The sequence below is a fragment of the Variovorax sp. H27-G14 genome, assembly GCF_046156345.1.
In the GTDB taxonomy this organism is placed as follows: domain Bacteria; phylum Pseudomonadota; class Gammaproteobacteria; order Burkholderiales; family Burkholderiaceae_C; genus Variovorax.
This window is the reverse complement of sequence record NZ_JAYLVN010000012.1, coordinates 194,705-218,880: the sequence shown is the minus strand read 5'-3', so window position 1 is coordinate 218,880 and position 24,176 is coordinate 194,705. Positions and strand designations below refer to the sequence as shown.

Sequence of the window (24,176 nt, the reverse complement as noted above, 5' to 3'; positions counted from 1 at the left end):
TCTGTGCGTTGAACACCGCGAAAGCCGGCTTTGCCGGGCCGCCGGTGCCGCCCCCGGCGAGGGCGAAGGACAGGCTGCGCGCCGTGCGCGAAGCCGTGGGGCGGTGCTGGTTAGTGAAGAACGCGTGAGATGGGGGCGCCGCCCACGTCGGCTTCGAGCACGAACATGGGAATGGTCACGTCGAAGCGCTCGCCTTCCTCGGTCACCACCAGGTAGCTGCCGTGCATGGTGCCACTTGGCGCCTGCAGGCGGCAGCCGCTCGTGTAACGGAAGGATTCGCCGGGCGCCAGCAGTGGCTGCTGGCCGATCACGCCCAGGCCCTTGACCTCCTGCGGATGGCCCGAGGCGTCGTTGATGAGCCAGTGTCGGGCAATCAGCTGGGCCGCCACCGAGCCGGTGTTGGTGACGGTCACAGTGTACGAAAACGTGTAGATGTGGTCCTTGGCGGAGGACTGGTCGGCCAGGTAGCGCGGTTCGACCTGGACGCTGAAGGGGCTGTTTGACATGGGGCGCATGGTAACGGAGGCCTTTCGTCGGAATTCCATCGGCTGCGAGAATCGGGGGCATGAGCACCCCGTTTCGCATCGCGCCCTCCATCCTGTCCGCCGACTTCGCGCACCTCGGCCAAGAACTGACCGACGTGATTGCGGCCGGCGCCGACTGGATCCATTTCGACGTGATGGACAACCACTACGTGCCGAACCTCACCTTCGGCCCGATGATCTGCCACGCCCTGAAGCCCTATGCCAAGAAAGCTGACGGCACGCCGGTGCCGATCGACGTGCACCTGATGGTGCACCCGGTCGACGCGCTGGCCGCCTCGTTCGCGCAGGCCGGCGCCGACTTCATCAGCTTTCACCCTGATTCCTCGCCCCACACGCACCGCAGCATCCAGGCCATCAAGGCCGCGGGCTGCAAGGCCGGCCTTGTGTTCAACCCCGGCCTGGGCCTGGAGGCGCTGGACTGGGCCATCGACGACATCGACCTGATTCTGATCATGAGCGTGAACCCCGGGTTTGGCGGGCAGAGCTTCATCGACTCGGCGCTGCGCAAGATCGAACTGGCGCGCAAGCGCATCGAGCAGAGCGGGCGCGACATTCGCCTCGAAGTGGACGGCGGTATCAAGATCGACAACATCGCGCGCGTGGCCTCGGCCGGTGCCGACACCTTCGTAGCCGGCAGCGCGATCTTCAACGCCAAGGACTACGGCGCGGTCATCGGCGACATGCGCAAGCAACTGGCCGGCATTCCCAGCGCCTGAATGACGGTGTCGCGGTCGGCGATCGACCGCGGCACATGCTCAGCGCTTGACCTTGTCGTTGTAGACGCGGTCAGCTTCCGGCCCGCGGTCGGTGTCGACCACGCCGCGCTCCACGTCGTCATGCGCCTTGCGGCCCACCTCGGTCGGCTTGCCGTCCGGGGTCTGCTGGCTGTCCGACGACTGGTCGCGCTCGTGCGGCAGGCGCGGGGCCTTTTCGCCGTCTTGCGCCACCTTGGTCTTGCCGTCGTCGGGGTGCTTGCCCGGGTCGCTCGGTTGGGTCTTGGTGGTCGTGGTGTTCTTCGTGTTCATGGCGGTGCTCCTTGCAGTTGGCACGAGCGTGCCGCGCCCACTGCCACCGCTCGGTAGGACAGTCGAGGCGGCCCCTGTAGGCCTGCGCTCGACCGGCGCCAGGCGTGCGCCAGACGCGATGAAAGCGGGAGCGCGCCTTTGCATGTGGCCATGGGGCTCCGCAATAATCCCGGGCATGTCCTCCGATCCTTTTGCCGGCGTCGCCACCGACAGCCTGCGCATCCACACCTTCGCCTCGCTGACCCCCGGACCGCGGCTGCTCGTATTGGGCGGGGTGCATGGCGATGAAATCTCCGGCACGCTGGGCATCGAGCGCGTGCTGGCCGAGCTGGCGTCCGGCGCGCTGCAACTGCAGCGCGGCGAGCTCACGCTGGTGCCCGTGGCCAACCCGCTCGCGCGCCGCCGCCTGCAGCGCGAGGGCGAACGCAACCTGAACCGGCTGTTCCGCCCGAGCGATGCGCCCGCCGACTACGAGGCGCGCATCACCAACGTGCTGGCCCCGCTCATCGCGCGGCACGAGGTGCTGCTCGACCTGCACTCCTTCCAGAGCCAGGGCGAGGCCTTTGCCATGATCGGCCCGCGCGACAACACCGGCACGCTGGAGCCCTTCGCCCGCGCTGACGAAGAAGGCCAGCTGGGGCTGCACATCGGCACCCCCGTGGTGGTGGAGGGCTGGCTCGACATCTATGCCGCCGGCTTGGCGCAGCGCGCGGGCGGCACGCCCGCCGACGAGGCCGCGCTCGACTTCGGCCGCGGCACCAACGAGTACATCCGCAGTTGCGGCGGCTACGGCGTCACGCTCGAATGTGGCCAGCACCTGGACCCGCAGGCGCCCGAGGTGGCGTGGCGCGCCATTCGCCGCACGCTGGCGCTGCTGCGGATGGCGCCCTTGCCGCACGGTTTGGCGGCCGCGTCGGGCCAGCCCAAGCTGCTGCGCCTGGCCAGCGTGACCGACCGCCTGCACGAGGACGACAGCTTCGTGCGCGACTGGGCCACCTTCGATGAAGTGCGCCGCGGCGAGCCCATCGGCATGCGCCACGACGGCACGCTGGTGAGCGCGCCGGACGATGGCTTCATCGTGTTTCCCAATGCGGTGGCGCTGCCGGGGACGGAGTGGTTCTACTTTGCACACCCGAGCGAGCGACAGCTCGGTCGGGTTTCTGATCCTTCGAGCGAGCGGCAGCTCGGTCGGGATTTTGATCCTTCGAGTGAGCGGCAGCTCGGGCCAGTAGCTGGCGCAGGCTGAGGCCGCGTTCCTACACCGCCCGCGCATAGCCGGCGCACATTGCCTGACTGAAGGAGTGTGTCCATGCCTGTCTCACAAAAATCCCCCGCCCCGCGCGTCCTGTGGAAGGGCGCCATCAGCTTCGGCCTCGTCCACATTCCGGTGGCGCTCTACTCGGCCACCACCGACCACGGCATCGACTTCGACTGGCTCGACAAGCGCACCATGGACCCGGTGGGCTACAAGCGCATCAACAAGAAGACCGGCAAGGAAATCGAGCGCGAGCAGATCGTGAAGGGCGTGGAGTACGAAGACGGCGAGTACGTGGTGCTCAGCGACAAGGAAATTGCCGCGGCCTACCCCAAGACCACTCAGACCATCGAGATCGAGACCTTCGTGCCGGCCAACGGCATCCCCTTCGTGTACCTGGAGCGCCCCTACTACGTGGCGCCCATCAACCGCGGCGCCAAGGTGTACGCCCTGCTGCGCGAGACCCTGCAGCGCAGCGCGCGCGTTGGCGTGGCGCGCGTCGTCATTCAGACCAAGCAGCACCTGGCCGTGCTGGTGCCCGTGGGTCCGGGGCTGGTGCTGAACCTGTTGCGCTGGGGCGCGGACATTCGCCCCTGGACCGACCTGCCGCTGCCCTCCGAAGACGTGAAGAAAGCGGGCCTGAGCGAGCGTGAGCTGAAGATGGCGCAGCAGCTGGTGGAAGACATGAGCGCCGACTGGGACCCGAACGAATTCAAGGACGAGTTCAAGGACGAGATCCTGCGGCTGATCGACAAGAAGGTGAAGGCCGGCCAGACCGAGACGGTGACCCAGCCCGAGCCCGAAGAGGGTCAGGCCAGCGCGGGCCGTGGCGCAAAGATCATCGACCTGACCGAGCTGCTTCAGCGCAGCCTGCGCAAGGGTGGCGCCAAGCCGAAGGCGGCGGCCGACGAGGACGACGACGACGAGGAAGAAGAAGCGCCCGCGCGCAAGCCTGCCGCCAAAAAGCGCAAGCCCGCTGCCAAGGCTGCGGTCAAGTCGGCGACCAAGACCGCGCCCAAGGCGCCCACCCGGCCGCGCCGCGCCGCCTGACCCCGGCCATCGGCGATGGCCAGCAGCACCGCATCGACCGCGCGCAAGGCGCTGGAGCGTTACCACGGCAAGCGCGATTTCACCCGCACGCCGGAGCCCAAGACCGGCGGCCAAGGTGGCAAGGGCGTGTTGTCCTTCGTCGTGCAGAAGCACCACGCCAGCCATCTGCACTACGACTTTCGGCTCGAGCTCGACGGCACGCTCAAGAGCTGGGCCGTGCCGAAGGGGCCGTGCCTGGACCCGAGCGTGAAACGCATGGCGGTGCACGTGGAGGACCACCCGATTTCCTATGCCGGCTTCGAGGGCACCATTCCGCCCAAGCAATATGGCGCAGGCACGGTGATCGTCTGGGACCGAGGCGACTGGCTGCCCGACGGCGACGCGCGCAAGTCGCTGGCGGCGGGCAAGCTCAAGTTCGAGCTGCGCGGCGAGAAGCTGCACGGCCACTGGACGCTGGTGCGCATGCACGGCAAGGGCGACGAGTCGCATGAGCCCTGGCTGCTCATCAAGGAGCGCGACGCCGAGGCACGCCCGCTCGACGACTACGACGTGCTTCAGGCGCAGCCTGCGAGCGTGATCACGGGGCTTGGCGTGGAAGAGGTGGGCCAGGCGCCCAGGAAGGCTGCGGCCAAGGTGCCGGCAAAGAAGGCCGCAACAAAGACAGTTGCGAAGAAGGTCGTCAAGAAGACCGCCAGCAAAGTCGCGCTGCCCGCGACCCTGCAGCCCCAGCTTGCAACGCTCGCCGCCGCACCGCCCGCATCACCCGGCGACTGGCTCTACGAGCTCAAGTTCGACGGCTACCGGCTGCTGGCGCGCATCGACAAGGGCAAGGTGCGCTGCTTCACCCGCAACGGCCACGACTGGACCGCGAAGCTGCCCGCGCTCGCCAAGGCGCTGGCCAAACTCCCGACCGACTCGGCCTGGCTCGACGGCGAAATCACCGTCGACGGCGAGAACGGCGCGCCCGACTTTCAGGCGCTGCAGAACGCCTTCGACACCGGCGCCACATCGCCCATCACCTACTGGCTGTTCGACGCGCCGTTCCTCGACGGTGAAGATCTGCGCGATGCGCCCGTGGAAGAGCGCCGCGCGCGGCTGGCGCAACTGCTGGGCAAGAAGCCGCCCGCGTCGAAGGCATCGCTGCGGTTGAGCGAGGCCTTCGACGCGGCACCGGGCGACCTGCTGGCCTCGTCTGCGCGCATCGGCTTCGAGGGCATCGTCGGCAAACGCAAGGGCTCGCCCTATGTGTCGCGCCGTTCGCCCGACTGGATCAAACTGAAGAACCAGCAGCGGCAGGAGTTCGTGATTGGCGGCTATACCGCGCCCAAGGGCACGCGCGCCGGCTTCGGTGCGTTGCTGCTGGGCGTGCACGACGAAGCCACCGGCCGGCTGCGCTACTGCGGCAACGTGGGCACGGGTTTCGATGCCAAACGTTTGGCCGACATCAAGGCCAGGCTCGACAAGCTGGCGACCGACGACTGCCCGTTCGCGCCCAGGCCCGTCGGCGTGAAGGCCCAATGGGTCAAGCCCATGCTGGTGGCCGAGGTGTCGTTCGGCGAGTGGACGCGCGAAGAACGCGTGCGCCATTCGGTGTTTCAGGGCCTGCGCGCCGACAAGCCCGCGCGCGACATCCGCCGTGAACGGCCGCAACCTGCCGGCGAGCCTGCGGCAGTGCCCAGCAAGCAAGGAGCAACGAAGCCCATGGCCCTGAAGATCAGCCACGCCGACCGCGTGATCGACACGCACAGCGGCACCACCAAAGGCGAGCTTGCCGCGTACTACGACAGCGCGGCCACGCTCATGCTGGCGCACCTGCGCGGGCGGCCCGTGTCGCTGGTGCGCGCGCCCGAGGGTGTGGGCGGGGAGCTGTTCTTTCAGAAGCACCTGCAGAACCGCGAGATTCCCGGCGTGCGCCTGCTCGACCCCGCGCTGGACCCGGGCCACGAGCCGCTGCTGCAGATCGACACCAAGACCGGGCTGCTGGGGGCCGCGCAGATGAACGTCATCGAGCTGCACACCTGGAACGCAACCTCGCGCGCCATCGGCAAGCCCGACCGCATGACCTTCGACCTCGACCCCGGCGAGGGCGTGGCGTGGCCGCAGATTCAGGAGGCCGCGATGCTGGTGCGCACGCTGCTCGACGAACTGGGCCTGCCGTCTTTCTTGAAGACCAGCGGCGGCAAGGGGCTGCATGTGGTGGTGCCGCTGCGCAGGCAGTACGACTGGGACACCGTCAAGGGGTTTTCGCAGGCCGTGGTGGTGCACCTGGCGCAGACCATTCCGCAGCGCTTCGTGGCCAAGAGCGGGCCGCGCAACCGGGTGGGGAAAGTGTTTGTGGACTACCTGCGCAATGGCTTTGGTGCGACCACGGTTTCTGCGTGGTCCGCACGCTCGCGGCCGGGGCTGGGGGTGTCGGTGCCAGTGGCGTGGGAGGAGTTGCCGGAGCTCACGAGCGCGTCGCAATGGACCGTGGGCAATGCGGCGGAGCGCTTCGAGGTCGGGAACACGCCGTGGGCTGCGGTGGAGGGCAGCCGAAAGGGGCTGGCTGCGGCGATGAAGTTGCTGGGCTATAAGCCCACCAAATAGCCGCTCTTCCCCAAATCTCTCCCTCCCCTCCCGGGGGAGGGTTGGGGTGGGGGCTCGGCGGCTTTCGATGAAGCACTGCGCCGATCAGAGGCCGCTGGCCCCCATCCCAGCCTTCCCCCGGAAGGGGAAGGAGCAAGACAGAGCCCGCTACAGCACCTCTTCCGTCGTCACATCAAAACGCTGCAGCGTGTTCGCACCGAACATCATCGTGATCGGCACGTCCGCCGCGTCGCGGCCGCGTGCAATCACCACGCGCCCGATGCGCGGCGTGTTGTGGCGCGCGTCGAAGGTGTGCCAGCGGTTGCCCAGGTACACCTCGAACCATGCGCTGAAGTCCATCGGGTAGCGCACCGGCGGAATGCCGATGTCGCCCAGGTAGCCCGTCACGTAGCGCGCCGGAATGTTCATGCAGCGGCACAGCGTGATGGCCAGGTGCGCAAAGTCGCGGCACACGCCCGTGCCCTCCCTGTAACCCTCCAGCGCGGTGCGCGTGGCGCGTGCGTTCTGGTAGTCGAAGCGCAGGTGCCGGTGCACGAAGTCGCAAATGGCCTGCACGCGCGCCCAGCCCGGCGGCACGTTCAAAAAGTTGGCCCAGGCGAACTGCAGCAGCTCGCTGTCGACCTCGCAATAGCGGCTGGGCAGCACGAAGGGCAGGGTGGATACCGGCAGGTCGGCCGGCGCATGCTCCTGCGCGCCAAGGTCCACCGGGTCGGGCCAGCCGGTGTCGTACACCACGGCATGGTTGCGCAGGCGCACGCTGCTCACGCCGTACGGAATCTGCACGCGCGCGCAATGGTTGTCGAAGCTGTCCTGATAGTGGTCGGTCACCAGCGGCGGGCTGATGGTGATGTTTTCCGCGCCCTGCAGGTCGTGCGCCCGCGAGGGGTGCACCTGCAGCATGTAGATCAACGCGGTGGGGGCGGTCACGCCGAGTTCGATGTCGAAACCGATCCTGATCTGCATGGCTGTCTTTCTTCCCTGGGTGGATCCCGGCGGGTGCGGCCGGCGCGCTTGCTTGGCAAGGAACGACAAGCACGATTGATGCCGCCCCCGCCGATGCTATGCGACGAATGTGCAGCCCTTGCGGCCAGGAAGCGCGACCCCGCGTAGGCCGCGGCGGTGCGCTGTCGGTGCGCTCCTACCGCATGCGCCCCTTTTCTCCCACAAACGGGGGAGGGCGGTCACTACGGCCTGATGACAGCGCGAAACATAACCTTGCAATTCGCTTGCAACCACCCCGATCGACTCGGCTTCAACCCGGTTTCGCTGTTTGTTTCCTTGGAGGGAATCATGGAGCTTTCTTCGCTTTTCGACACGCTCACCACCACCTCTTGGGGCGACGAAATACTCGTTTGGGCGGTGGCCGCGGTAGCGGGCTGCATCTGCCTGGTGGCCGTGGTCAATGTGCTCGACATGTTCCTCGACAACAACGAAATGGGCTGAGCGCCCTCCCCATGAAAGACAGCAGGTCCACGATGACGCCACAGAACAAGGCCGCCGCAGGCCGCCGCACCAGCGCTTCCAAAGCAAGCGATGGCGGCAGCGCCAAGCAGCAGCAGCTCGAGGGCTTCACCGTCGAGCATCCGTCGACCCTCACCACCAACCAGGGTCTGCAGATACCGGACAACCACAACTCGCTGAAAGCGGGTGTGCGCGGGCCCACGCTGCTCGAAGACTTCATCCTGCGCGAGAAGATCACGCACTTCGACCACGAGCGAATTCCAGAGCGCGCCGTGCATGCGCGCGGTTCCGCTGCGCACGGCTACTTTCAGGTCTACAAGTCGATGTCGCAGTTCACCTGCGCAGATTTTTTGCAGGACCCGGACGCCAAGACGCCCGTTTTCGTGCGCTTCTCCACCGTGGCCGGCTCGCGCGGCTCGGCCGACACCGTGCGTGACGTGCGCGGCTTTGCCGTCAAGTTCTACACCCGCGAAGGCAACTACGACCTGGTGGGCAACAACATTCCGGTGTTCTTCATCCAGGACGCGATGAAGTTCCCCGACCTCATTCACGCCGTCAAGCCCGAGCCGCACCACGAGATGCCGCAGGCCGCCAGCGCGCACGACACCTTCTGGGACTTCGCCTCGTTGATGCCCGAGAGCACCCACATGCTGATGTGGGCCATGAGCGACCGCGCCATTCCGCGCAGCCTGCGCATGATGGAAGGCTTTGGCGTTCACACCTTCCGCTTCATCAACAGCCGCGGCGAAAGCCACTTCGTGAAGTTCCACTGGAAGCCCAAGCTCGGCGTGCACGGCCTGGTGTGGGACGAGGCACAGAAGATCGCCGGCAAGGACGCCGACTTTCACCGCCGCGACCTGTGGGAGGCCATCGAAAATGGCCACTTCCCCGAATGGGAACTCGGCGTGCAGATGATTCCGGCCGACAAGGAGCATTCGCTCGGCTTCGACCTGCTCGACCCCACCAAGCTCATCCCTGAAGAAATGGTGCCTGTGCAGAAGATCGGCCGGCTGGTGCTCAACCGCAACCCCGACAACTTTTTTGCCGAGACCGAGCAGGTGGCCTTTCACCCGGGCCACGTGGTGCCGGGCATCGACTTCAGCAACGACCCGCTGCTGCAGGGGCGACTTTTCTCGTACACCGACACGCAGATCTCGCGACTGGGCGGTGCCAACTTTCACGAACTGCCCATCAACAAGGCCGTGTGCCCGTTCCACAACATGCAGCGCGACGGCATGCACCGCCAGACCATTGCGCGCGGCCAGGTGGCCTACGAGCCCAACACCCTGGGCAGCGGCACCGAGTTTCGGGTGGACGGCGGCAGCAACGGCTTTCAGTCCTTCCCCGAAGAGATCGACCCGCCCAAGGTGCGCCGGCGCAGCCCGTCGTTCGACGACCACTTCACGCAGGCCCGCCTGTTCTTCAACAGCCAGAGCGCGGCCGAGAAGGACCACATCATTGCGGCCTTCCGCTTCGAGCTCTCCAAGCTCGAGGTGCCGGCCATTCGCCAGCGCATGGTCGACAACCTGGCGCACGTGGACGAGAAGCTCGCACGCCGCGTGGCCGAGCCGCTGGGCATTGGCGAGCCCGACGCCAAGGCGGCGGCGGGGCGCGCGGGCTTTCGCGACCACCGCATGTCGCTGCCCATCGACGAGTCGCCCGCGCTGAGCATGGTCGACACCGGCGACGGCTCCATCCGCACGCGCAAGATCGCGATCCTGGTGGCAGACGGTGTCGATTCGGCGTCGCTCAAGCCGATTCGCGACGCGCTCGAACAGGCCGGCGCGCAGTGCAAGGTGGTGGGCCCGCGCCTGGGCACCGTGGCCAGCGCATCCAAGCGGCAGATCGATATCGACATGACGTTCTCCAACACGCCGTCGGTGATGTTCGACGCAGTGCTCGTGCCCGCGGGCAGTGAGGCCGCTGCGGCAATGCTGGGCATTGGCGATGCGGTGCACTTCGTGCTGGAGGCCTACAAACATTGCAAGGCCATCTGCACCGTGGGCGACGGCGTGAAGCTGCTGGCCTCGCTGGGCATTGCCGCCGACACGCAGCAAGCCGATGCACCCGCCGGCGTGGTGGTGGCGGCCACGCCGGTCACCAACATGGGCGACACCACGGCCGCGGCGCAGGTGGCGAGCGACTTCATCGCTGCGATTGCGAAGCACCGGCATTGGGACCGGGCGAATGTGGATGCGGTGCCGGCCTGAGCGGTCGGAGCCGCCTGCCTACCCGACCCGTCAAGGTCGCACAGCAGCGGCTTCGACTTCGATCGGGCCGAGCCCAGTGTGCGGCCAGGGCAACACCCAGGTCATTGAACGCTTGCCACACCTGCGCGGCGAAGCTGGGCCGCATGGGGTTCGTCCTTCAGTGGAACCAGGGAGCCGCAAAGTCTGTGAGCGCCCTCTTGGCACTGTGGTGCCAAGAGGTTCGGGTGAATGCTTCAGCGCTTGCCTGATTGGCGTGGCTTGGTCACGGTCACGGCCACGGCCACAGTTTTGGCCGTCGCGCTTCGCCTCGTCGTTCTGGCCGGCTTGAGTGCCGCCACTGCGGCCTGCATGGCCAGCGCCGCCCAGGGCTGCATCGCGGTGCTGGATTCGAGCGCACCTTCCGGGGCGGTGGAGTACTGCATGCGCCTCGTTCTGCCGTTGGCTTCGTGTTCGAACACCTGGCTGCCCACAGCCGCAAAGTGCGGTTGCGTCTGGGCATTGGCCTTGAGGTAAAGCGTGTCCCAGGCGATGACGGCCACGGTGAGGTCGTTCACGCTCAAACCCCAGCCGAGGAACATGCGTTTGGCTTGTATGTCGCCAAGGCTTGCCATCAACTCGCAGCAGTAATCGGCAAAGTCTGCGCCCGGCGGACGGGCCTTGGCTTGGGTGTATTCGGTGAGGGTTCTGCGTGGCATGGCGACTTCAACGTGGTCATAAAAATCGGGTCACGGATACATCGGCGCATGGTATCGGCTTGGCCCGAGCGGCGAGCGCCATTTCGAACCGAACTGCAGGTGCTGAATAGCGAGGTCTGTTAACAACCGTGCGGCGTGCTAACAGTGTGATGAGCAGGTCATGCGGAATTGATCACGCTTGGCGGATATGTCTCTCCAGCGAACATTTCGCTGCAGTTGCGCCGATTCGCAGCCTCCCATAATTGCCGCAGACCAGCCCTCGACATGAGAGGCTGGCATGCCGGGGAGGCCTCATGTCCGTTTTCGATGGTGCGCATTCGCGCACGCTCACGATTCATTCGCCCGCCATTCCCATCGTGCTCGGCAAGCCGGCGCTGGAGCCCATACGGCTCTCTGGCCAAGAGGGCATCAACAGCCTGTTCGCGTACGAACTGCTCCTGAAGACACCCGACGCTCTGAACCTCGGCGCAAGCGGTGCGGCGGACTTCGATCTTGACGGCTTCATCGGCCGCGAAATCACCTGCACGATCGAGCTGGACGGATCGGGCACCTTCGTTGCGGGTGCCGTGGGCGCGAGCACGGATCACATCGGCGCCGGTGTCCGGCAGATCAATGCCTTGATCACCGATGCAGCGCTGTGGGGAGAAGAAGGGCGACACGTGCAGTACAAGCTCACGCTGCGCCCATGGCTGCATCTGGCCACGCTCAGCACCGACTGCAGGATCTTCCAGAACAAGACCGTGGTCGAGATCTTCGACGAGTTGCTGGCCGACTACGCCTTTCCCGTCGACAAGCGCCTGTTCGAAACCTACCCGGTGCGCGAATACCAGGTTCAGTACAACGAGAGCGACTTCGCGTTCTTCGAGCGGCTGTGCCAGGAGTGGGGCATCAGCTACCACCACGAACATTCCAACGACAGGCATCGCCTGGTCCTGGCCGATGCCATGGGCGCCTACAAGCAGACGGACAGTGCCGCGTACCACCAGGTCGAGTACCACGCGCCTGGATGGAAGATCGATGCCGAGTACGTGCACAGCTTCGCTCCGGCCCATCACCTCACCAGCGGGCGGTACGCCACGCGCGACTTCGACTACACCCGGCCACGCGCCGACCTGAGTGCCAGCCGCAAAGACCCACGACCCACGGGGCAGGCCGATGGCGAGGTCTACCAATGGCACGACGGGCATGCAGGCAGCCACTACGCCCAGCCTCTCGCGGGCACGGCCGGCGCCAACGATCCGCACGGAGAAGGCCGGTTGCTGGCCCAGTTGCGCATGCAGGCACTGCGCACCCACGGTGCGCGTGCGCAAGCCAGCGGCAATCTCCGGGGCATGGTTCCGGGCTGCACGTTCAAGCTGCAGAAGCACCCTCGCCAGAAAGCCAACGCTGAATACCTGCTGCTCGACACCCACTTCGTGATCGAGAACGTCGGGCAGGAAAGCCAGGCCAACGGGGCAGCGCCCGACCGAACGCAGCAGTGGCGCGTGCAGGTCGACTTCACGGCCCATCCGGCCGCTGAAACTTTGCGGCCGGTACTGACGCGTGCCAAACCCCGAACCGGGGGCCCTCAACCGGCGCTCGTTGTCGGTCCCGAGGGCAAGAACATCTGGACCGACGAGCTCGGTCGCATCAAGGTTCAGTTCCCCTGGGATCGCGTCGGCCAGAAGAACCAGCACAGCACTTGCTGGTTGCGTGTCAGCTCGCCGTGGGCTGGCAATCAGTTGGGTGGTGTCCATGTTCCGCGCATCGGGCAGGAGGTGGTGGTCGACTTCTTCGGAGGTGATCCTGATCTGCCGATTTGCACGGGCCGCGTACACAACCAGCTGAACCAGCCGCCGTGGCACTTGCCGGACCAAAGCGCGCTTTCGGGCTTTCGCAGCCGAGAGTTGAGTAAAGAAGGCGGCAACAGCGCGGCGGGCCGCAGCAACCATCTGCTGATGGACGACACCGCCGGGGAAATTCAAACGCAGCTCAAGAGCGACCACCAGCACAGCCAGTTGAGCCTGGGCCACATTGCCCGTGTCGAAGACCATGCGGGCCGCAAGGATCAGCGAGGCCAAGGCTTCGAACTGCGCACGGACGGCCATGGCGCGTTGCGCGCCAAAGACGGCCTGCTGATTTCCACCGAGCCGCGCCCCAGGGCGCAGGCCCACATCACCGACATGGGCGAGACGGTGGCACGGCTCACGCAGGGCCACGGCCTGCACGGCTCGTTGGGGGCCGCCGCGCAGGAAGCCAAGGCCCAGGATGCAGGCGATCAGGATCAGGTCACCCAGGCACTGAAAGAGCAGAACGACGCCATCAAGGGCGCTGGCAAACCAGCCAATCCCGAAGCCGGGCATTTCCCCGAACTGGACGAACCCCACCTTGTACTGGCATCTCCTGCAGGCATCCAGAGCACCAGCGCGCAGAGCACGCATGTTCAGGCCGGTGAGCACATCGCCCTCACGAGCGGCAAGCACACCAGCATCTCTGCAGGGCAATCGCTCCTCGCCAGCGCGAAGCAGGCGGTGCGCCTCTTTGCCTACAAGGCCGGCATGCGCTTCATCGCCTTTGGCGGAGATATTGAAATCAAGGCGCTGAAAGACAGCATCAGCGTGATGGCCCAGCTCAACATCACGCAGACGGCGGAGTCGATCAGCATCACCGCGCGCAAGGAGCTCAAGCTCAATGGCGGCGGCAGCTACTTCAAGCTCGATGCCGGCGGCATCGAAGGCGGCACCCAAGGCCTGCACCGGGTCTATGCGGCCACGCACAGCATGACCGGCCCGAAGAATGCGCCCACGGCCCCCTTGAGCGGCAGTTCCAGCCTGAACGACGACAAGACCGCGAGAAGCTTCGTTCTGCGCTCGCACGCAGAAGACGGACGTCCCATCGCGATGGAGCCTTTCACCCTCTACAAGGACGGCGCCGAAGTCAGGAAGGGCGTCACCGATGCGCAGGGGCAAGTGCTGATTGAAGACCATCGGTCCAGCACCGGTGTCTACAAGATCAAGCTGACCAATGGCAATGAATTCGAACTGCCGGTCACCGCGCAATTGCGGGGCATCGACCAGAAGCTGGCGGCCCAGGGTTTCCGTGCGGCGCAGGACGCGCCTCAAGACCGTCATCAACACTACCTGCACCGCCAAGGCGGTGAGGGCGAAGTCTGAAGCCAGGAGATTCCCCCATGTCCAGCCCTCCCGATACCCAGCAGAAATCCACAATTCCGCTCAGCGATGTCAGTTGCACGGCCACTGGCAGCGTTCAGTGGAAGCTCGAAAAGAACGAAGACGCAAAGACGCCCGTTTTTCATTTCAATAACCTGACGGTTTACATCTGCGGCGAGGACAGCTTCAAGCGCATCGCCGAAGACATCCAGGCGGCCGAACACTCCATCGATCTTGCGTTCTGGGGTTTCGATCCGGCCATGGAGCTGATACGCGAAATCAAGGAATGGCCGCGCGGCGTGACCTGGGGCGATCTGTTGCGCGACGCCACGCAGGGCAAGCTCAACAAGAGCAAGAAGAAAGTCCAGGTGCGCTTGCTGGTGTGGCATGACACGCTTGGCAGCGCCATCGCCAACAACATGCCGGGCTACAAGAGCGTTGGCAAGTACGAACGCCAGAGCCCCGTGGTCGACCCCGACGTGCGCGCCAGGATGCGGGCCGAGCCGCGCGGCAACTCGGCCCAACTCAACCTCGCTCCGCGGGCGGCTCCGACAGATCTGGACAGGCGGGAGATGTTCAACAGCGCCTGGTGGCGGGATGCGTTGGCCGGAAAAATAGCCGGCCTGTCGTTGCGCACGCGCGGCGGCGTGAATGCCGCCGTGATGGACAGCCTCAAGGGCGAGGGCAAGGACCGCGGAGCCGCTCCAGGCAGCGCAGAACGCATCAGCTTCGAGTTGGTGGCAACCCACCATCAGAAAACCATCGTCATCGACTACGAGGGCGAGAACCCGCGTGCGTATGTCATGGGTCTGAACTCGGTGACGGACTATTGGGACACCGAAGAACACATCTTCAACGACTTCAGGCGCGGCCGAAATTTCGAGGGTGACGACAAGGATCACTCCGTGGGCAAGGGCTGGGAGTCCGCCAGTTCGGGCCAGCCATCGCTCAAGCCGTATCAGGACTTTGTATGCCGCGTGGAAGGCGATGCCGTTGTGGCGGTGTGCAAGAACTTCACCGATGCGTGGAACACCGCCAGAGTCGAGGGGCCGGGTGCCGGCAGTGCGATCCAAGGCCGCGCCATCGACCTGAACAGACCGCCCAAAAATCTCATCAAGAATCTCACGGCGCCCTTTCAGCGGGCGCAGATTCTGCGCACGCTCCCCGCGGAAGAAGGCAGCGAGCGCTCCATCAGCCGGCTGTACTACCAGGCGGGCAGCTTTGCGCGCAACTACGTCTACATCGAGAACCAGTATTTCCAGAACGCTGACTGGGCGCGTGCACTGAAGAGCCTGCGCCAAGACCACGTGCAAGGCTGTGCGACTGCCAAGGTCCCCATGGCCAAGTTGCCTGTATTGCATGTGATGGTGGTCACCCCGACGCCCGAGCACGGGTTCATGGTGCCGCGCACGCATGACGTCGTGACCGAACTGGGGCACGCCGACTCGATGCCTGATCAGGACAAGATGGTTCAAAGAGAACTGGATCGCCATGCCAAAGCTGAGCAGGATCTGGAAGACTTCAAAAGGCGGCGTCGAGCCTACGAGTCGGGGCAGAGTCGCGAACTTCAGCCTCCCGTGTATCCAGGACAGCCGCAGCCACTCTCCGGGATTGCGCAAAGCCACAAGCAAACAGGCGTCAGCAAGGACAGCCAAGCGGTGCGAGACCAACTGGCCCAAACGTTGGGCATGCGTACCCTGGTCGCCAGCCTGTGGAGCCATGACCCGTCCTGGTCGCTGGCCGAAACTCCCGCGGTCCGCAAGGCTGAAGAAGAGCAGCGGCGGTATGCGCAGCAAAAGAAGGAGTGGGATCGCCATCAGGCTGCTCAGGCCGAAGCCAGGGCCCGCAGCATCAATGCTGGCGGGTGGCCGAGTTCGAGCGACAGCGGTGTGCCGCCTGCACTGCCGCCCGATCGAAGCAAGCAGATCAAGGAGGCGACCGCCCAACGCTACCGCGAGGTCTACATCCACAGCAAGCTGATGATCATCGACGACAGCATGTTCACGCTGGGCAGTGCGAATCTGAATCTGCGCAGCTTCGCGGTGGACAGCGAAATCAATATCGCGAGCGACAACGCGGAGAAGGCCAAGGACTTGCGCCAGAGGGTGTGGAAGCAGCACACCAAACGATTTGACGGTGGCAGCGATGCGACAGATCAGGTGGTGATGTCAAAGACGTTCGATCGCTGGGAGAAAGAGGCTGGCACCAACTTCGTCAATAAACGCAAGGGCCAATCTCTTACATCCTTCCTCGTCTCGTTCTATGACGAACGCAGCAGCAGCATTCGATTGGGATGAGCATGCAACGCACAGCACTTCGTCTTTGGCCCGCCTTGGTGTTGGCAATGGTCTTCGCCATTTTTAGCCTCACTGCCTGCAACAGGATCAGCCTTCCACGCAATATAAACCTCAAAGCCTTCGATCCGCATCGAGCCGAGTTCATATGCAAATACGAGGCGGATGCGAACCCACCCATCACATCGGAAGCGGAGGCACTTTTCCAACAAGGCCTGGCGGCGACCAGCTACGACCTGTGGCCTGACAAGCGGGACTACGTGAATGCGGCTGAACTGTGGAAGAAAGCAGCCGACCTGGGGCACTGGAAGGCAGCGATGAATCTAGCGGGGCTGTACGAGCAAGGGTTGGGAGTGCCACGCGACACCGAGCAGGCGGTCTTGATCATCGAAGGTCTGATGAAAAGAGGCGTGCCTGCGGCCTTCGACAAGATGGGCACCTACCACCAGCGTGGCATCGGTGTGAAGGGTGACACGAGTCGTGCCTACGCGTTCTGGCAGTTGGCGGCCGACATGGGCAGTTCAGCAGCGCAGGCATATCTCGGCGCAAAGTTGAAGGGCACCTACGACAACCCCGGCCAAGGATTCTGGGGTAACCGCGAGATCGCGCTCAAGATACTTGAATGTTCATTTGCGCAAGGTAGCGGAGATGGCGCGTATGAATTGGCCATGACGCTTGCGAACAGAGAAGGGAAGACGTCAGAGTATTACGCTCGCGCCCTTCGCATCTATCACGACGGTGTGAAATTCGGCAGCAAGGACTGTGCGCGGGACCTGTCAGTCGACTTTGGTGAAATTGAATCGCTAACCGGCAACACGATCGACACAGCCCGCGCAGACCGCTATCGAGAGTTGAGAGCGGCCCTCGAACTCAACCCCGACCTTCGCTTCCCCAACCTGGACAAGGTGCTGCCACTGCCGCCCGACGAGTTGACCACCTGGGACGGCCAGCGCGAGACCCTGATCGATGCCGCCAAGGGCTTGGTGATCGCTCCGAAGGTACAACCGACACCCGGCTCGCAGCGCACCGAGCGCGCTCACTTTACGCAAGGTCAGGTGCTCCGTTGGCCGGCCCAACCTTTGGGCGCCGCGGAAGTCGATGCGCTCGTGCCGCACGGTGGCAAATGGATGCCTCGGTTGTATGCAGTCCATCGCAAATCTGCGGGTGACCCTCGGTCCTGCTCCATCGTCAAGTTCTGTGGCGAACGCTTCAGCAGCATCCGTTTGGGATGAGCATGTATCGCGCCTCGCTTCTTCGTTGGCCCCCGTTGGTGTTGGTCATCGTCCTCGCCATTTTTAGTCTCACTGCCTGCAACATGATCAACCTTCCACGCAATACGAACCTCAAAGCTTTCGATCCACATCGGGCCGAGTTCACGTGCAAATACGAGGCGGACGCGAATCCGCCCATCACATCGGAAGCGGAAGCACTTTTCCAGCAAGGCCTGGCGGCGACCAGCTACGACCTGTGGCCTGACAAGCGGGACTACGTGAATGCGGCTGAACTGTGGAAGAAAGCAGCCGATCTTGGGCATTGGAAGGCCGCAATGAATCTAGCGGGGCTGTATGAGCAAGGGTTGGGAGTGCCACGCGACACCGAGCAGGCGGTCTTGATCATCGAAGGTCTGATGAAAAGAGGCGTGCCTGCGGCCTTCGACAAGATGGGCACTTACCACCAGCGTGGCATCGGTGTGAAGGGTGACACCAGTCGAGCCTACGCGTTCTGGCAGTTGGCGGCCGACATGGGCAGTGCGGCGGCGCAGGCCTATTTGGGGCCGAAATTAGATGCGGCTTACGACAACCCCAGTCAGGGGTTTTGGGGCAATAGCAAGGTGGGACTCAAGATGTTGGAATGCGGCTTTGCGCAGGGCAATGGCAATGCCGCGTTCGAGTTGGCCTTGTCGTTGGAAAACACGGACGGAAACACCGCGAAAGAGTATGCCCGTGCGCTTCGGATTTATCACGATGGCGTGAAGTTTGGAAGCAAGGAAAGCGCACGCAATCTCTCCGTCAGTTTCGATGAAATAGAACCGCTAACCGGCAACACGATTGACACAGCTCGCGCAGACCGCTATCGAGAATTGAGAGCGGCCCTCGAACTCAACCCCGACCTTCGCTTCCCCAACCTGGACAAGGTGCTGCCACTGCCGCCGGCCGAGTTGCCCACCTGGGACGGCCAGCGCGACACCCTCGTCGATGCCGCCAAGGGCCTGGTGATCGCCCCGAAGGTGCAGCCCACCCCCGGCTCGCAGCGCACCGGGCGCGCTCATTTTCCGCAGGGCCATGTGCTGCGTCGGCCGGTCCACCCTTTGGGCGCCGTGGAAGTCAATGCGCTCGTGCCGTACAGCGGCTATTGGATGCCTCGGTTGTATGCCGTCCATCGCAAGCATGAGGAAGCCTGGGAACACGCCCAGGTGCCTCAGCGGTACGACAAGGGCGAGGCCTTCGAGGCGATGGACCGTTCGAGCATGGGCGAGTACGCCGGAATCGCGCCCCGCACTGTCTGGCACTTTCTTGGCGTGGCCGTGGCGGCGACGGTGGCCGTTCACCCCCGCGTCGCGCAGGGCATTGCGCGCATGACCCGGGCCCCCGAACTGCTGCTGCGTTGCCGGGGCGGCATGCCTTGTCCGCGCACCGGCGTGTGGTTTGGCCAGGCGGGAAAGGCGCATCCGCTGGCCGCTCTCTACGACCGCTGGGATCGCATGGCCTACGTGACCAAGGATCAGTCTTTTCCGATGCCCAGGGATCAGTACATCGACCTCGATCCGCATGACGTGCATTGGACGTGGCTGGACAACGCCAATCAGCCTCGAAGCAACGGCATCGTGGATGTGACGCTGACAGATTTGCACGGCGAGCAAGGAAAGCGCAAGGCGTGAGCACACAACAAACAATCCTCGCTCACGACAAGTGGCGCAAAGGGCTTGGCGGAGCGCCTGCTGGCCTGGCCGGCCAAAGCGATGCCAATGCCTACGCCGGGCTCGACCTCGACCTGATCACGTTTTCCGCCAGCACGTTTTCTGGCAGCAGTTTTTCGGCGACGACGTTCAAGGCGGCGCATTGGTCCTCGTGCCAGTTCGATGGATGTGCTTTCAGCAAGTGCGACTTCGAGCAGATGCGCATGACGGGGTGCACCTTCACTGGCTGCATATTCAGGAGTTCGTCGTTTGATGGCGCCGATTGGAGTCACTGCACGTTCGTGGGCTGCACGTGGGAAGGCCTGACTTTCGATGGCGGCCGTTGGCTGCGCGTGGGCATCCTGGACTGCAAGGGAACCACCATTGAAGGGCGCAACCTGCAAGGCGATCAGGTGGACTTCACGGGCAGCAATTTTCAACACCTGGAACTCAGCAACGCGCGCATCAACTGAGAACACGGCGGCGTGTGCCGGTGGTGCACGGCACGGTGGGCAATATCCAGCGCGGGTGTCTTCGGCAACCGTTTTTTTTGATAATTGGCACAAGGCATGGCCGGCTACCTCCGCTTAGTCCATTCGCGCTAGACCGTATTGCGAATAGGCGCGGTACCCCCTCGCTCCTAGACTCGCCCCGAGCCCTGAACGGCGCGCACTTCTGCGACGCTCACGGCCCGCTGACGGCGGGCTCATACGGGCCATGTGCGGGGGTCCAATGGCTTGGTTTTCGAGATGGGAATGGGTGCACCCGGCGCGCCTTCGTGCGCGTGCTCCTGCAAGTGTTGCGGGGGCTGTCGGGGCGGTCGCTTGTGCAGGCTGTCTGGCGCTGTTCTTCAGCCTTGCGGCATCGGCACAGCAACAACAACAGCAGCAACAGCCTTCGGTGCAAGCGGTCTCCAACGCCGAGGCTGCGGGCAGCAAGATGGAACAGTCTCGGCTCGACGACACCGACAACCTGCTGGCCCTGACCAGCCAGGGCGCGGTGCTCTACGGCGAGGACAAGGTCAAGCTTTCGGGCTACCAGTACTGCAGCCAGGCCGTCGCGCTGGCCGAGGCCGGCGAGTTTCGCCAGAGCGTGCGTGCCGCCAGCAAGGCGCTGCACCTGGCCAACGCTACCAACGACCCCAACCTGCTGGCCATGGCCAACCGGGACCTGGCCATCGTCTACAGCTACTCGGGCCAACTCGAAAAGGCCGAGGAGTTCGCACGCGAGGCGCTACGCCATCCGGCGCGCGACCCCAAGCTGGTGGTCGGCCCGGTGCAGAAGGTGATCGGCGACGTGCGCACCCGCCGTGGCGACTTTGCCGGCGCGGTGCTCAGCTACGACGAGGCGCTGGCCAACAGCTCGCCGCGCTATGCGCCGCTGGTGCAGGCCTCGCTGGTCAACGCGTTGATCGAGTCGGGCGACCCGGCGCGCGCGCGCACGGTGCTCGCCACCATGGCGCCGCCGAAGGACGCGCCGCTCACCGCCTTGCTCGACCGCACCCGCGCGCGCCTGCTGCTGGCCGAGAACAAGCCGGCCGCGGCGCGCGACATGTACCGCGCGCTCACCGCGCGCCAGGTGGGTGTCGACACCGAGTACTACCGCCTCTGGGCCTGGGACGGCGTGGCGCGCAGCGAGCTGGCGCTGGGCCAGAAGCAGGCCGCGGCCGAGGCCGTGGGCCGCGCGCTGGGCGACATCAACAAGGTGCGCGCCAAGTTCCGCAGCGAAGAATTCAAGATGGGCCTGTTCTCCGACCTGCAGACCGTGTTCGAGCGCGGCGTGGCCGTGTACAGCGACGCGGGCGATGCGCGCCAGGCCTTCGAGGTGAGCGAGCACAGCCGTTCGCGCGCGCTGCTCGACGCGGTGCGTGGCCGCGCGAAGATCAGCGAGCAGGCTGCCACCACCATCGACCTGGCGGTGCTGCAGCGCACGCTGGCGCCCGACGAGCGCGTGGTGCAGTTCCATTCGCTGCCCGACCGCCTGGTGGTGTGGGTCGTGAGCCCCACCGACATTGCCGAGAAGACGGTGGCGGTGAAGCGCGACGACCTCAACGAGCTGGTCGAGACCTTTCGCAACTCCATCGTGCGTGGCCGCCGCACGGCCATTGCCAACGCCGACAAACTGGGCGCCGCGCTGCTCGGCCCGCTGGGCCTGGTGCCGGGCCAGCGGCTGATCGTGGTGCCGCACGGCCCGTTGCATTACCTGCCGTTTCAGGCGTTGCGGCTGGACGGCCGCTACATCATCGAAACCCACCCGGTGGCCGTGGCGCCGTCGATCAGCATCGCGGTGCAACTGGCGCAGCGCACGCCGCGCGTGAACGCCTCGCTGGTGGCCTTCGGCAATCCGCGCATCGAGGACAAGTACGACCTGCCTGGCGCCGAGGCCGAGGTGAAGCAACTGGCGCAGCTGTTCCCGCGCAACACGGTGTACATGGGCGCCGCCGCCACCAAGACCCAGTTCCGCGAGGTGGCCGCGCGCTCGCCGTTGATGCATGTGGCGGCGCATGCGGAGGCCGATGCGGTCGACCCGTTGTATTCGCGCATCCTGTTGGCCAACGAGGGTGGCAAGCAAAACTTTCTGGAGGCGCACGAGATCCTTGAGTTGCCGATGGACGGCACGGCGTTGGTGACGTTGTCGGCCTGCGAGTCGGGCTTGGGGCGCATTGCGCAGGGTGACGAGGTGCTGGGCTTCACGCGCTCGTTTCTCTCGGCCGGCAGCTCCAGCCTGATCGCCTCGCTCTGGCCCGTGTCCGACGACGCCACGGCGGTGCTGATGAGCACGCTGTACGGCGAGTTGGCGAAGGGCCGTGACATTCAGAAGGCGATGCAGGCGGGGCAGCTCGCTGTGTTGAAGGACCCCAAGATGTCACACCCCTTCTTCTGGGCGCCGTTCAACCTGATCGGCAATTGGCGTCTGACGGTGGGGAGCTGAGATGAGCGCTTGTTCTTTTCTTTGCGTCTTGTTTTTTGTAGGCCGCTGTTCAGGGCGCGCCCACGCCGACGGGGTGCCTTGCTCCGCGAATGTCCCCCGCTTCGCTCCTCCTTTATTTCGCTGCGCAAGGCACCCCATCGGCGTGTGCGTCATCAGAGCCGGAGTTGATCGGCGAACACACGGAGCGTGCCCAGTGCACAGGGCGTCGGGTACTCCCCGCAGCGAAATAAAGGAGGAGCGAAGCGGGGGACATTCGCGGAGGGGAGTACCCGGCGCCCTGTGCACACGCCCTGAACAACGCGCCCCGTGCACACGCCCTGAACGAATCCTCACAGCACACCAGCAAAAGACGGAGCCAAGCCATGCGCGCTAGTCAAAGCTCCAAAAACGCCGCATTCGCAGTCACCGCCCTGGTCAGCGCCGCGTTGCTGATGACAGCTCAACGCACGCACGCCAGCGACACAGACACCAACACGCTGCGCCCCACCCAGGACCCGTGCGACACCTGCGCCCGCCCGCTGACCCAGGCCACCGGAGCCGTCGCGCCGCAGAGCCTGCCGGCACAGCCACAACCCACCGGCCCGACATTCAAACTCAACGACCTGCGGCTCAACGGCGTGAAAGCACTGAGCAACGACGAACTGCAGTCCATCACCACCCCCTACATCGGCCGCGACGTCACCTTGGGAGACCTCGAAGAACTCGCCAAGGCCATCACCGCACGCTACAAGGAGCGTGGCTACTTCCTCGCACAGGCCGTCGTGCCCGTGCAGACCGTGCGCGACGGCGTCGTGGAGATCAGCGTCATCGAAGGCCGCCTCGGCAAAGTCGACGTGCTCGTCGCGCCCGATGCGCCGATCAGCGAGGCGCGCGTGCGCGGCTTCCTGGCACCGCTGCAACCCGGCGAAGCCGTGAGCGCACCGGCGTACGAACGCGCCATGCTGCTGCTGTCCGACCAGCCCGGCATCAAGGTGTCCTCCGGCCTGCAGGAAGGCGGGCAAACCGGCACCACCGACCTGTCCGTCGAAGTGGCCGCCGCGCCGCGCTGGGCCTTCACCGGCGAGGCCGACAACCACGGCACCAAGGAGTCGGGCCGCTACCGCGTGGGCGGCACCGCGCGCTGGCTCAGTCCGTTCGGCATCGGCGACAACCTCGACGCGCGCGTGCTGCTGTCCAACGGCAACGCGCTGCAGTTCGGCCGCGTCTCTTACGAGGCGCCCATCGGCACCAGCGGGTTGCGCGCGGGCATGGGCCTGTCGCGCGTGAGCTACGAGCTGGGCGGACAGTTCGCCGACCTTGAAGCGCAAGGCCGCGCCAACGTGTTCGACGCGTCGATCAACTATCCGCTGATCCGCCAGCGGCAGCAGAACCTCTTTCTGCGCCTGAGCGCCGATGTGAAAGACCTGACCGACGAAATTCGCGCCGTGGAGCTCAACTCGAAGAAGCGCGTGCGCGGCCTCGGCCTGGGGTGGACCTGGGAGCGGCGCGACGACGTGCTGGGCGGCGGCTACTGGGCCAGCTCGGGCACCCTGTACCACGGCTCGCTGTCCATCCGCGATCCGCAGAGCCTGGCGGACGACCAGGCCTTCGGCGGGCGGCGCACCGAAGGCGGCTTCAGCAAGGCCAGCTTTCAGCTGTCGCGCCTGCAGGCCATCGTGCCGCGGCATTCGCTGTACCTGTCGATTGGCGGGCAGTGGGCCAGCAAGAACCTGGACGCGTCCGAAAAGCTCGCGCTCGGCGGCGCGCGCGCGGTGCGCGCCTACCCGTCGGGCGAGCTGCTGGCCGACCAGGGGCTGATCGGCACGGTCGAATGGCGCTGGTCGGTGAACGAAGAGCTCACGCCCTTCGTGTTCTACGACGCGGCGCGCGGCAAGCTGGCGCGCCGGCCCTCGCTGCTCGACGGCGAGAACGCGCGCAGCCTGCGTGGCTACGGCGTTGGCGTGAGCTGGTCGCGCCCCGGCAATTTCTCGATCAACGCCACCCTGGCCTGGCGCGACGGCACACCGCGCGCGCAGACCGACGGCGGCGGCGGTGGCAGCGGCCCGCGGCTGTATGTCCAGCTCCAAAAGGCGTTCTGAC

17 protein-coding genes are annotated in these 24,176 nt (G+C 65.3%); 13 read left to right on the top strand and 4 right to left on the bottom strand.

What is annotated here, in order from left to right; translation table 11 throughout:
• Window positions 1-110: 110 nt before the first annotated feature.
• Complete coding sequence (gene apaG / locus VLK31_RS24710; RefSeq protein ID WP_409171100.1) at window positions 111-506, bottom strand: Co2+/Mg2+ efflux protein ApaG; 396 nt, start codon at window positions 504-506, stop codon at window positions 111-113.
• A gap of 59 nt (window positions 507-565) precedes the next feature.
• Here apaG and rpe point away from each other — a divergent pair, with 59 nt between their 5' ends.
• The gene (gene rpe, locus VLK31_RS24705) at window positions 566-1,261 is read left to right on the top strand and encodes a ribulose-phosphate 3-epimerase (protein ID WP_409171099.1); all 696 of its coding nucleotides are present in this window, start codon (window positions 566-568) and stop codon (window positions 1,259-1,261) included.
• Between the two features lie 39 nt (window positions 1,262-1,300).
• On the opposite strand, the gene VLK31_RS24700 is transcribed toward rpe, so the two are convergent.
• Window positions 1,301-1,570, bottom strand: a complete 270-nt coding sequence (locus VLK31_RS24700; protein WP_409171098.1) for a hypothetical protein — start codon at window positions 1,568-1,570, stop codon at window positions 1,301-1,303.
• 175 nt (window positions 1,571-1,745) lie between these two features.
• Here VLK31_RS24700 and VLK31_RS24695 point away from each other — a divergent pair, with 175 nt between their 5' ends.
• The 3 genes from VLK31_RS24695 to ligD all read left to right on the top strand — a co-directional run bounded on the left by VLK31_RS24695 (window position 1,746) and on the right by ligD (window position 6,461).
• A complete protein-coding gene (locus VLK31_RS24695) occupies window positions 1,746-2,816 on the top strand; it encodes a succinylglutamate desuccinylase/aspartoacylase family protein (RefSeq protein WP_409171097.1) in 1,071 nt (356 codons plus the stop codon).
• A 63-nt stretch (window positions 2,817-2,879) separates the two neighbouring features.
• Entirely contained in the window at window positions 2,880-3,875 is a 996-nt protein-coding gene (locus tag VLK31_RS24690) for a Ku protein (protein WP_409171096.1), read from the top strand.
• Between the two features lie 15 nt (window positions 3,876-3,890).
• Window positions 3,891-6,461, top strand: a complete 2,571-nt coding sequence (gene ligD / locus VLK31_RS24685; RefSeq protein WP_409171095.1) for a DNA ligase D — start codon at window positions 3,891-3,893, stop codon at window positions 6,459-6,461.
• 147 nt (window positions 6,462-6,608) lie between these two features.
• Here ligD and VLK31_RS24680 read toward each other — a convergent pair whose 3' ends face one another.
• A complete protein-coding gene (locus VLK31_RS24680) occupies window positions 6,609-7,424 on the bottom strand; it encodes a transglutaminase-like domain-containing protein (protein ID WP_409171094.1) in 816 nt (271 codons plus the stop codon).
• Window positions 7,425-7,751: 327 nt separating this feature from the next.
• On the opposite strand from VLK31_RS24680, the gene VLK31_RS24675 reads away from it, so the two are divergent.
• Together VLK31_RS24675 and katE are read left to right on the top strand one after the other, a co-directional pair.
• Window positions 7,752-7,904 carry a hypothetical protein gene (locus VLK31_RS24675; RefSeq protein WP_409171093.1) on the top strand — a complete coding sequence of 51 codons (153 nt, stop codon included), beginning with the start codon at window positions 7,752-7,754 and terminating at the stop codon, window positions 7,902-7,904.
• A 32-nt stretch (window positions 7,905-7,936) separates the two neighbouring features.
• Complete coding sequence (gene katE / locus VLK31_RS24670) at window positions 7,937-10,132, top strand: catalase HPII (RefSeq protein WP_409171092.1); 2,196 nt, start codon at window positions 7,937-7,939, stop codon at window positions 10,130-10,132.
• Window positions 10,133-10,365: 233 nt separating this feature from the next.
• On the opposite strand, the gene VLK31_RS24665 is transcribed toward katE, so the two are convergent.
• On the bottom strand, window positions 10,366-10,827 hold the full coding sequence (locus VLK31_RS24665) for a TfoX/Sxy family protein (RefSeq protein WP_409171091.1): 462 nt from the start codon (window positions 10,825-10,827) through the stop codon (window positions 10,366-10,368).
• Between the two features lie 293 nt (window positions 10,828-11,120).
• Here VLK31_RS24665 and VLK31_RS24660 point away from each other — a divergent pair, with 293 nt between their 5' ends.
• From VLK31_RS24660 to VLK31_RS24630, 7 genes are all read left to right on the top strand, one after another.
• Window positions 11,121-13,979: a type VI secretion system Vgr family protein gene (locus tag VLK31_RS24660; protein ID WP_409171090.1), complete on the top strand. Its 2,859-nt coding sequence runs from the start codon at window positions 11,121-11,123 to the stop codon at window positions 13,977-13,979.
• A gap of 17 nt (window positions 13,980-13,996) precedes the next feature.
• On the top strand, window positions 13,997-16,273 hold the full coding sequence (locus tag VLK31_RS24655; RefSeq protein ID WP_409171089.1) for a phospholipase D-like domain-containing protein: 2,277 nt from the start codon (window positions 13,997-13,999) through the stop codon (window positions 16,271-16,273).
• A 2-nt stretch (window positions 16,274-16,275) separates the two neighbouring features.
• Window positions 16,276-17,502: a sel1 repeat family protein gene (locus VLK31_RS24650; RefSeq protein WP_409171088.1), complete on the top strand. Its 1,227-nt coding sequence runs from the start codon at window positions 16,276-16,278 to the stop codon at window positions 17,500-17,502.
• Window positions 17,499-19,148, top strand: a complete 1,650-nt coding sequence (locus VLK31_RS24645; RefSeq protein ID WP_409171087.1) for a tetratricopeptide repeat protein — start codon at window positions 17,499-17,501, stop codon at window positions 19,146-19,148. Before VLK31_RS24650 ends, VLK31_RS24645 begins: the two co-directional genes overlap by 4 nt.
• Entirely contained in the window at window positions 19,145-19,639 is a 495-nt protein-coding gene (locus VLK31_RS24640; protein ID WP_409171086.1) for a pentapeptide repeat-containing protein, read from the top strand. Before VLK31_RS24645 ends, VLK31_RS24640 begins: the two co-directional genes overlap by 4 nt.
• A gap of 427 nt (window positions 19,640-20,066) precedes the next feature.
• Window positions 20,067-22,097 (top strand): CHAT domain-containing protein, encoded by a 2,031-nt coding sequence (locus VLK31_RS24635; RefSeq protein WP_409171085.1) that lies wholly within the window; start codon window positions 20,067-20,069, stop codon window positions 22,095-22,097.
• 362 nt (window positions 22,098-22,459) lie between these two features.
• Window positions 22,460-24,175, top strand: coding sequence for a ShlB/FhaC/HecB family hemolysin secretion/activation protein (locus VLK31_RS24630; protein ID WP_409171084.1), 1,716 nt, complete (start codon window positions 22,460-22,462; stop codon window positions 24,173-24,175).
• Window position 24,176 lies beyond the last annotated feature (1 nt).

Coding starts and splice junctions, on each gene's coding strand:
- apaG (WP_409171100.1), bottom strand. CDS start 506: ATGTCAAACAGCCCCTTCAGCGTCCAGGTCGAACCGCGCTACCTGGCC.
- rpe (WP_409171099.1), top strand. CDS start 566: ATGAGCACCCCGTTTCGCATCGCGCCCTCCATCCTGTCCGCCGACTTC.
- VLK31_RS24700 (WP_409171098.1), bottom strand. CDS start 1,570: ATGAACACGAAGAACACCACGACCACCAAGACCCAACCGAGCGACCCG.
- VLK31_RS24695 (WP_409171097.1), top strand. CDS start 1,746: ATGTCCTCCGATCCTTTTGCCGGCGTCGCCACCGACAGCCTGCGCATC.
- VLK31_RS24690 (WP_409171096.1), top strand. CDS start 2,880: ATGCCTGTCTCACAAAAATCCCCCGCCCCGCGCGTCCTGTGGAAGGGC.
- ligD (WP_409171095.1), top strand. CDS start 3,891: ATGGCCAGCAGCACCGCATCGACCGCGCGCAAGGCGCTGGAGCGTTAC.
- VLK31_RS24680 (WP_409171094.1), bottom strand. CDS start 7,424: ATGCAGATCAGGATCGGTTTCGACATCGAACTCGGCGTGACCGCCCCC.
- VLK31_RS24675 (WP_409171093.1), top strand. CDS start 7,752: ATGGAGCTTTCTTCGCTTTTCGACACGCTCACCACCACCTCTTGGGGC.
- katE (WP_409171092.1), top strand. CDS start 7,937: ATGACGCCACAGAACAAGGCCGCCGCAGGCCGCCGCACCAGCGCTTCC.
- VLK31_RS24665 (WP_409171091.1), bottom strand. CDS start 10,827: ATGCCACGCAGAACCCTCACCGAATACACCCAAGCCAAGGCCCGTCCG.
- VLK31_RS24660 (WP_409171090.1), top strand. CDS start 11,121: ATGTCCGTTTTCGATGGTGCGCATTCGCGCACGCTCACGATTCATTCG.
- VLK31_RS24655 (WP_409171089.1), top strand. CDS start 13,997: ATGTCCAGCCCTCCCGATACCCAGCAGAAATCCACAATTCCGCTCAGC.
- VLK31_RS24650 (WP_409171088.1), top strand. CDS start 16,276: ATGCAACGCACAGCACTTCGTCTTTGGCCCGCCTTGGTGTTGGCAATG.
- VLK31_RS24645 (WP_409171087.1), top strand. CDS start 17,499: ATGAGCATGTATCGCGCCTCGCTTCTTCGTTGGCCCCCGTTGGTGTTG.
- VLK31_RS24630 (WP_409171084.1), top strand. CDS start 22,460: ATGCGCGCTAGTCAAAGCTCCAAAAACGCCGCATTCGCAGTCACCGCC.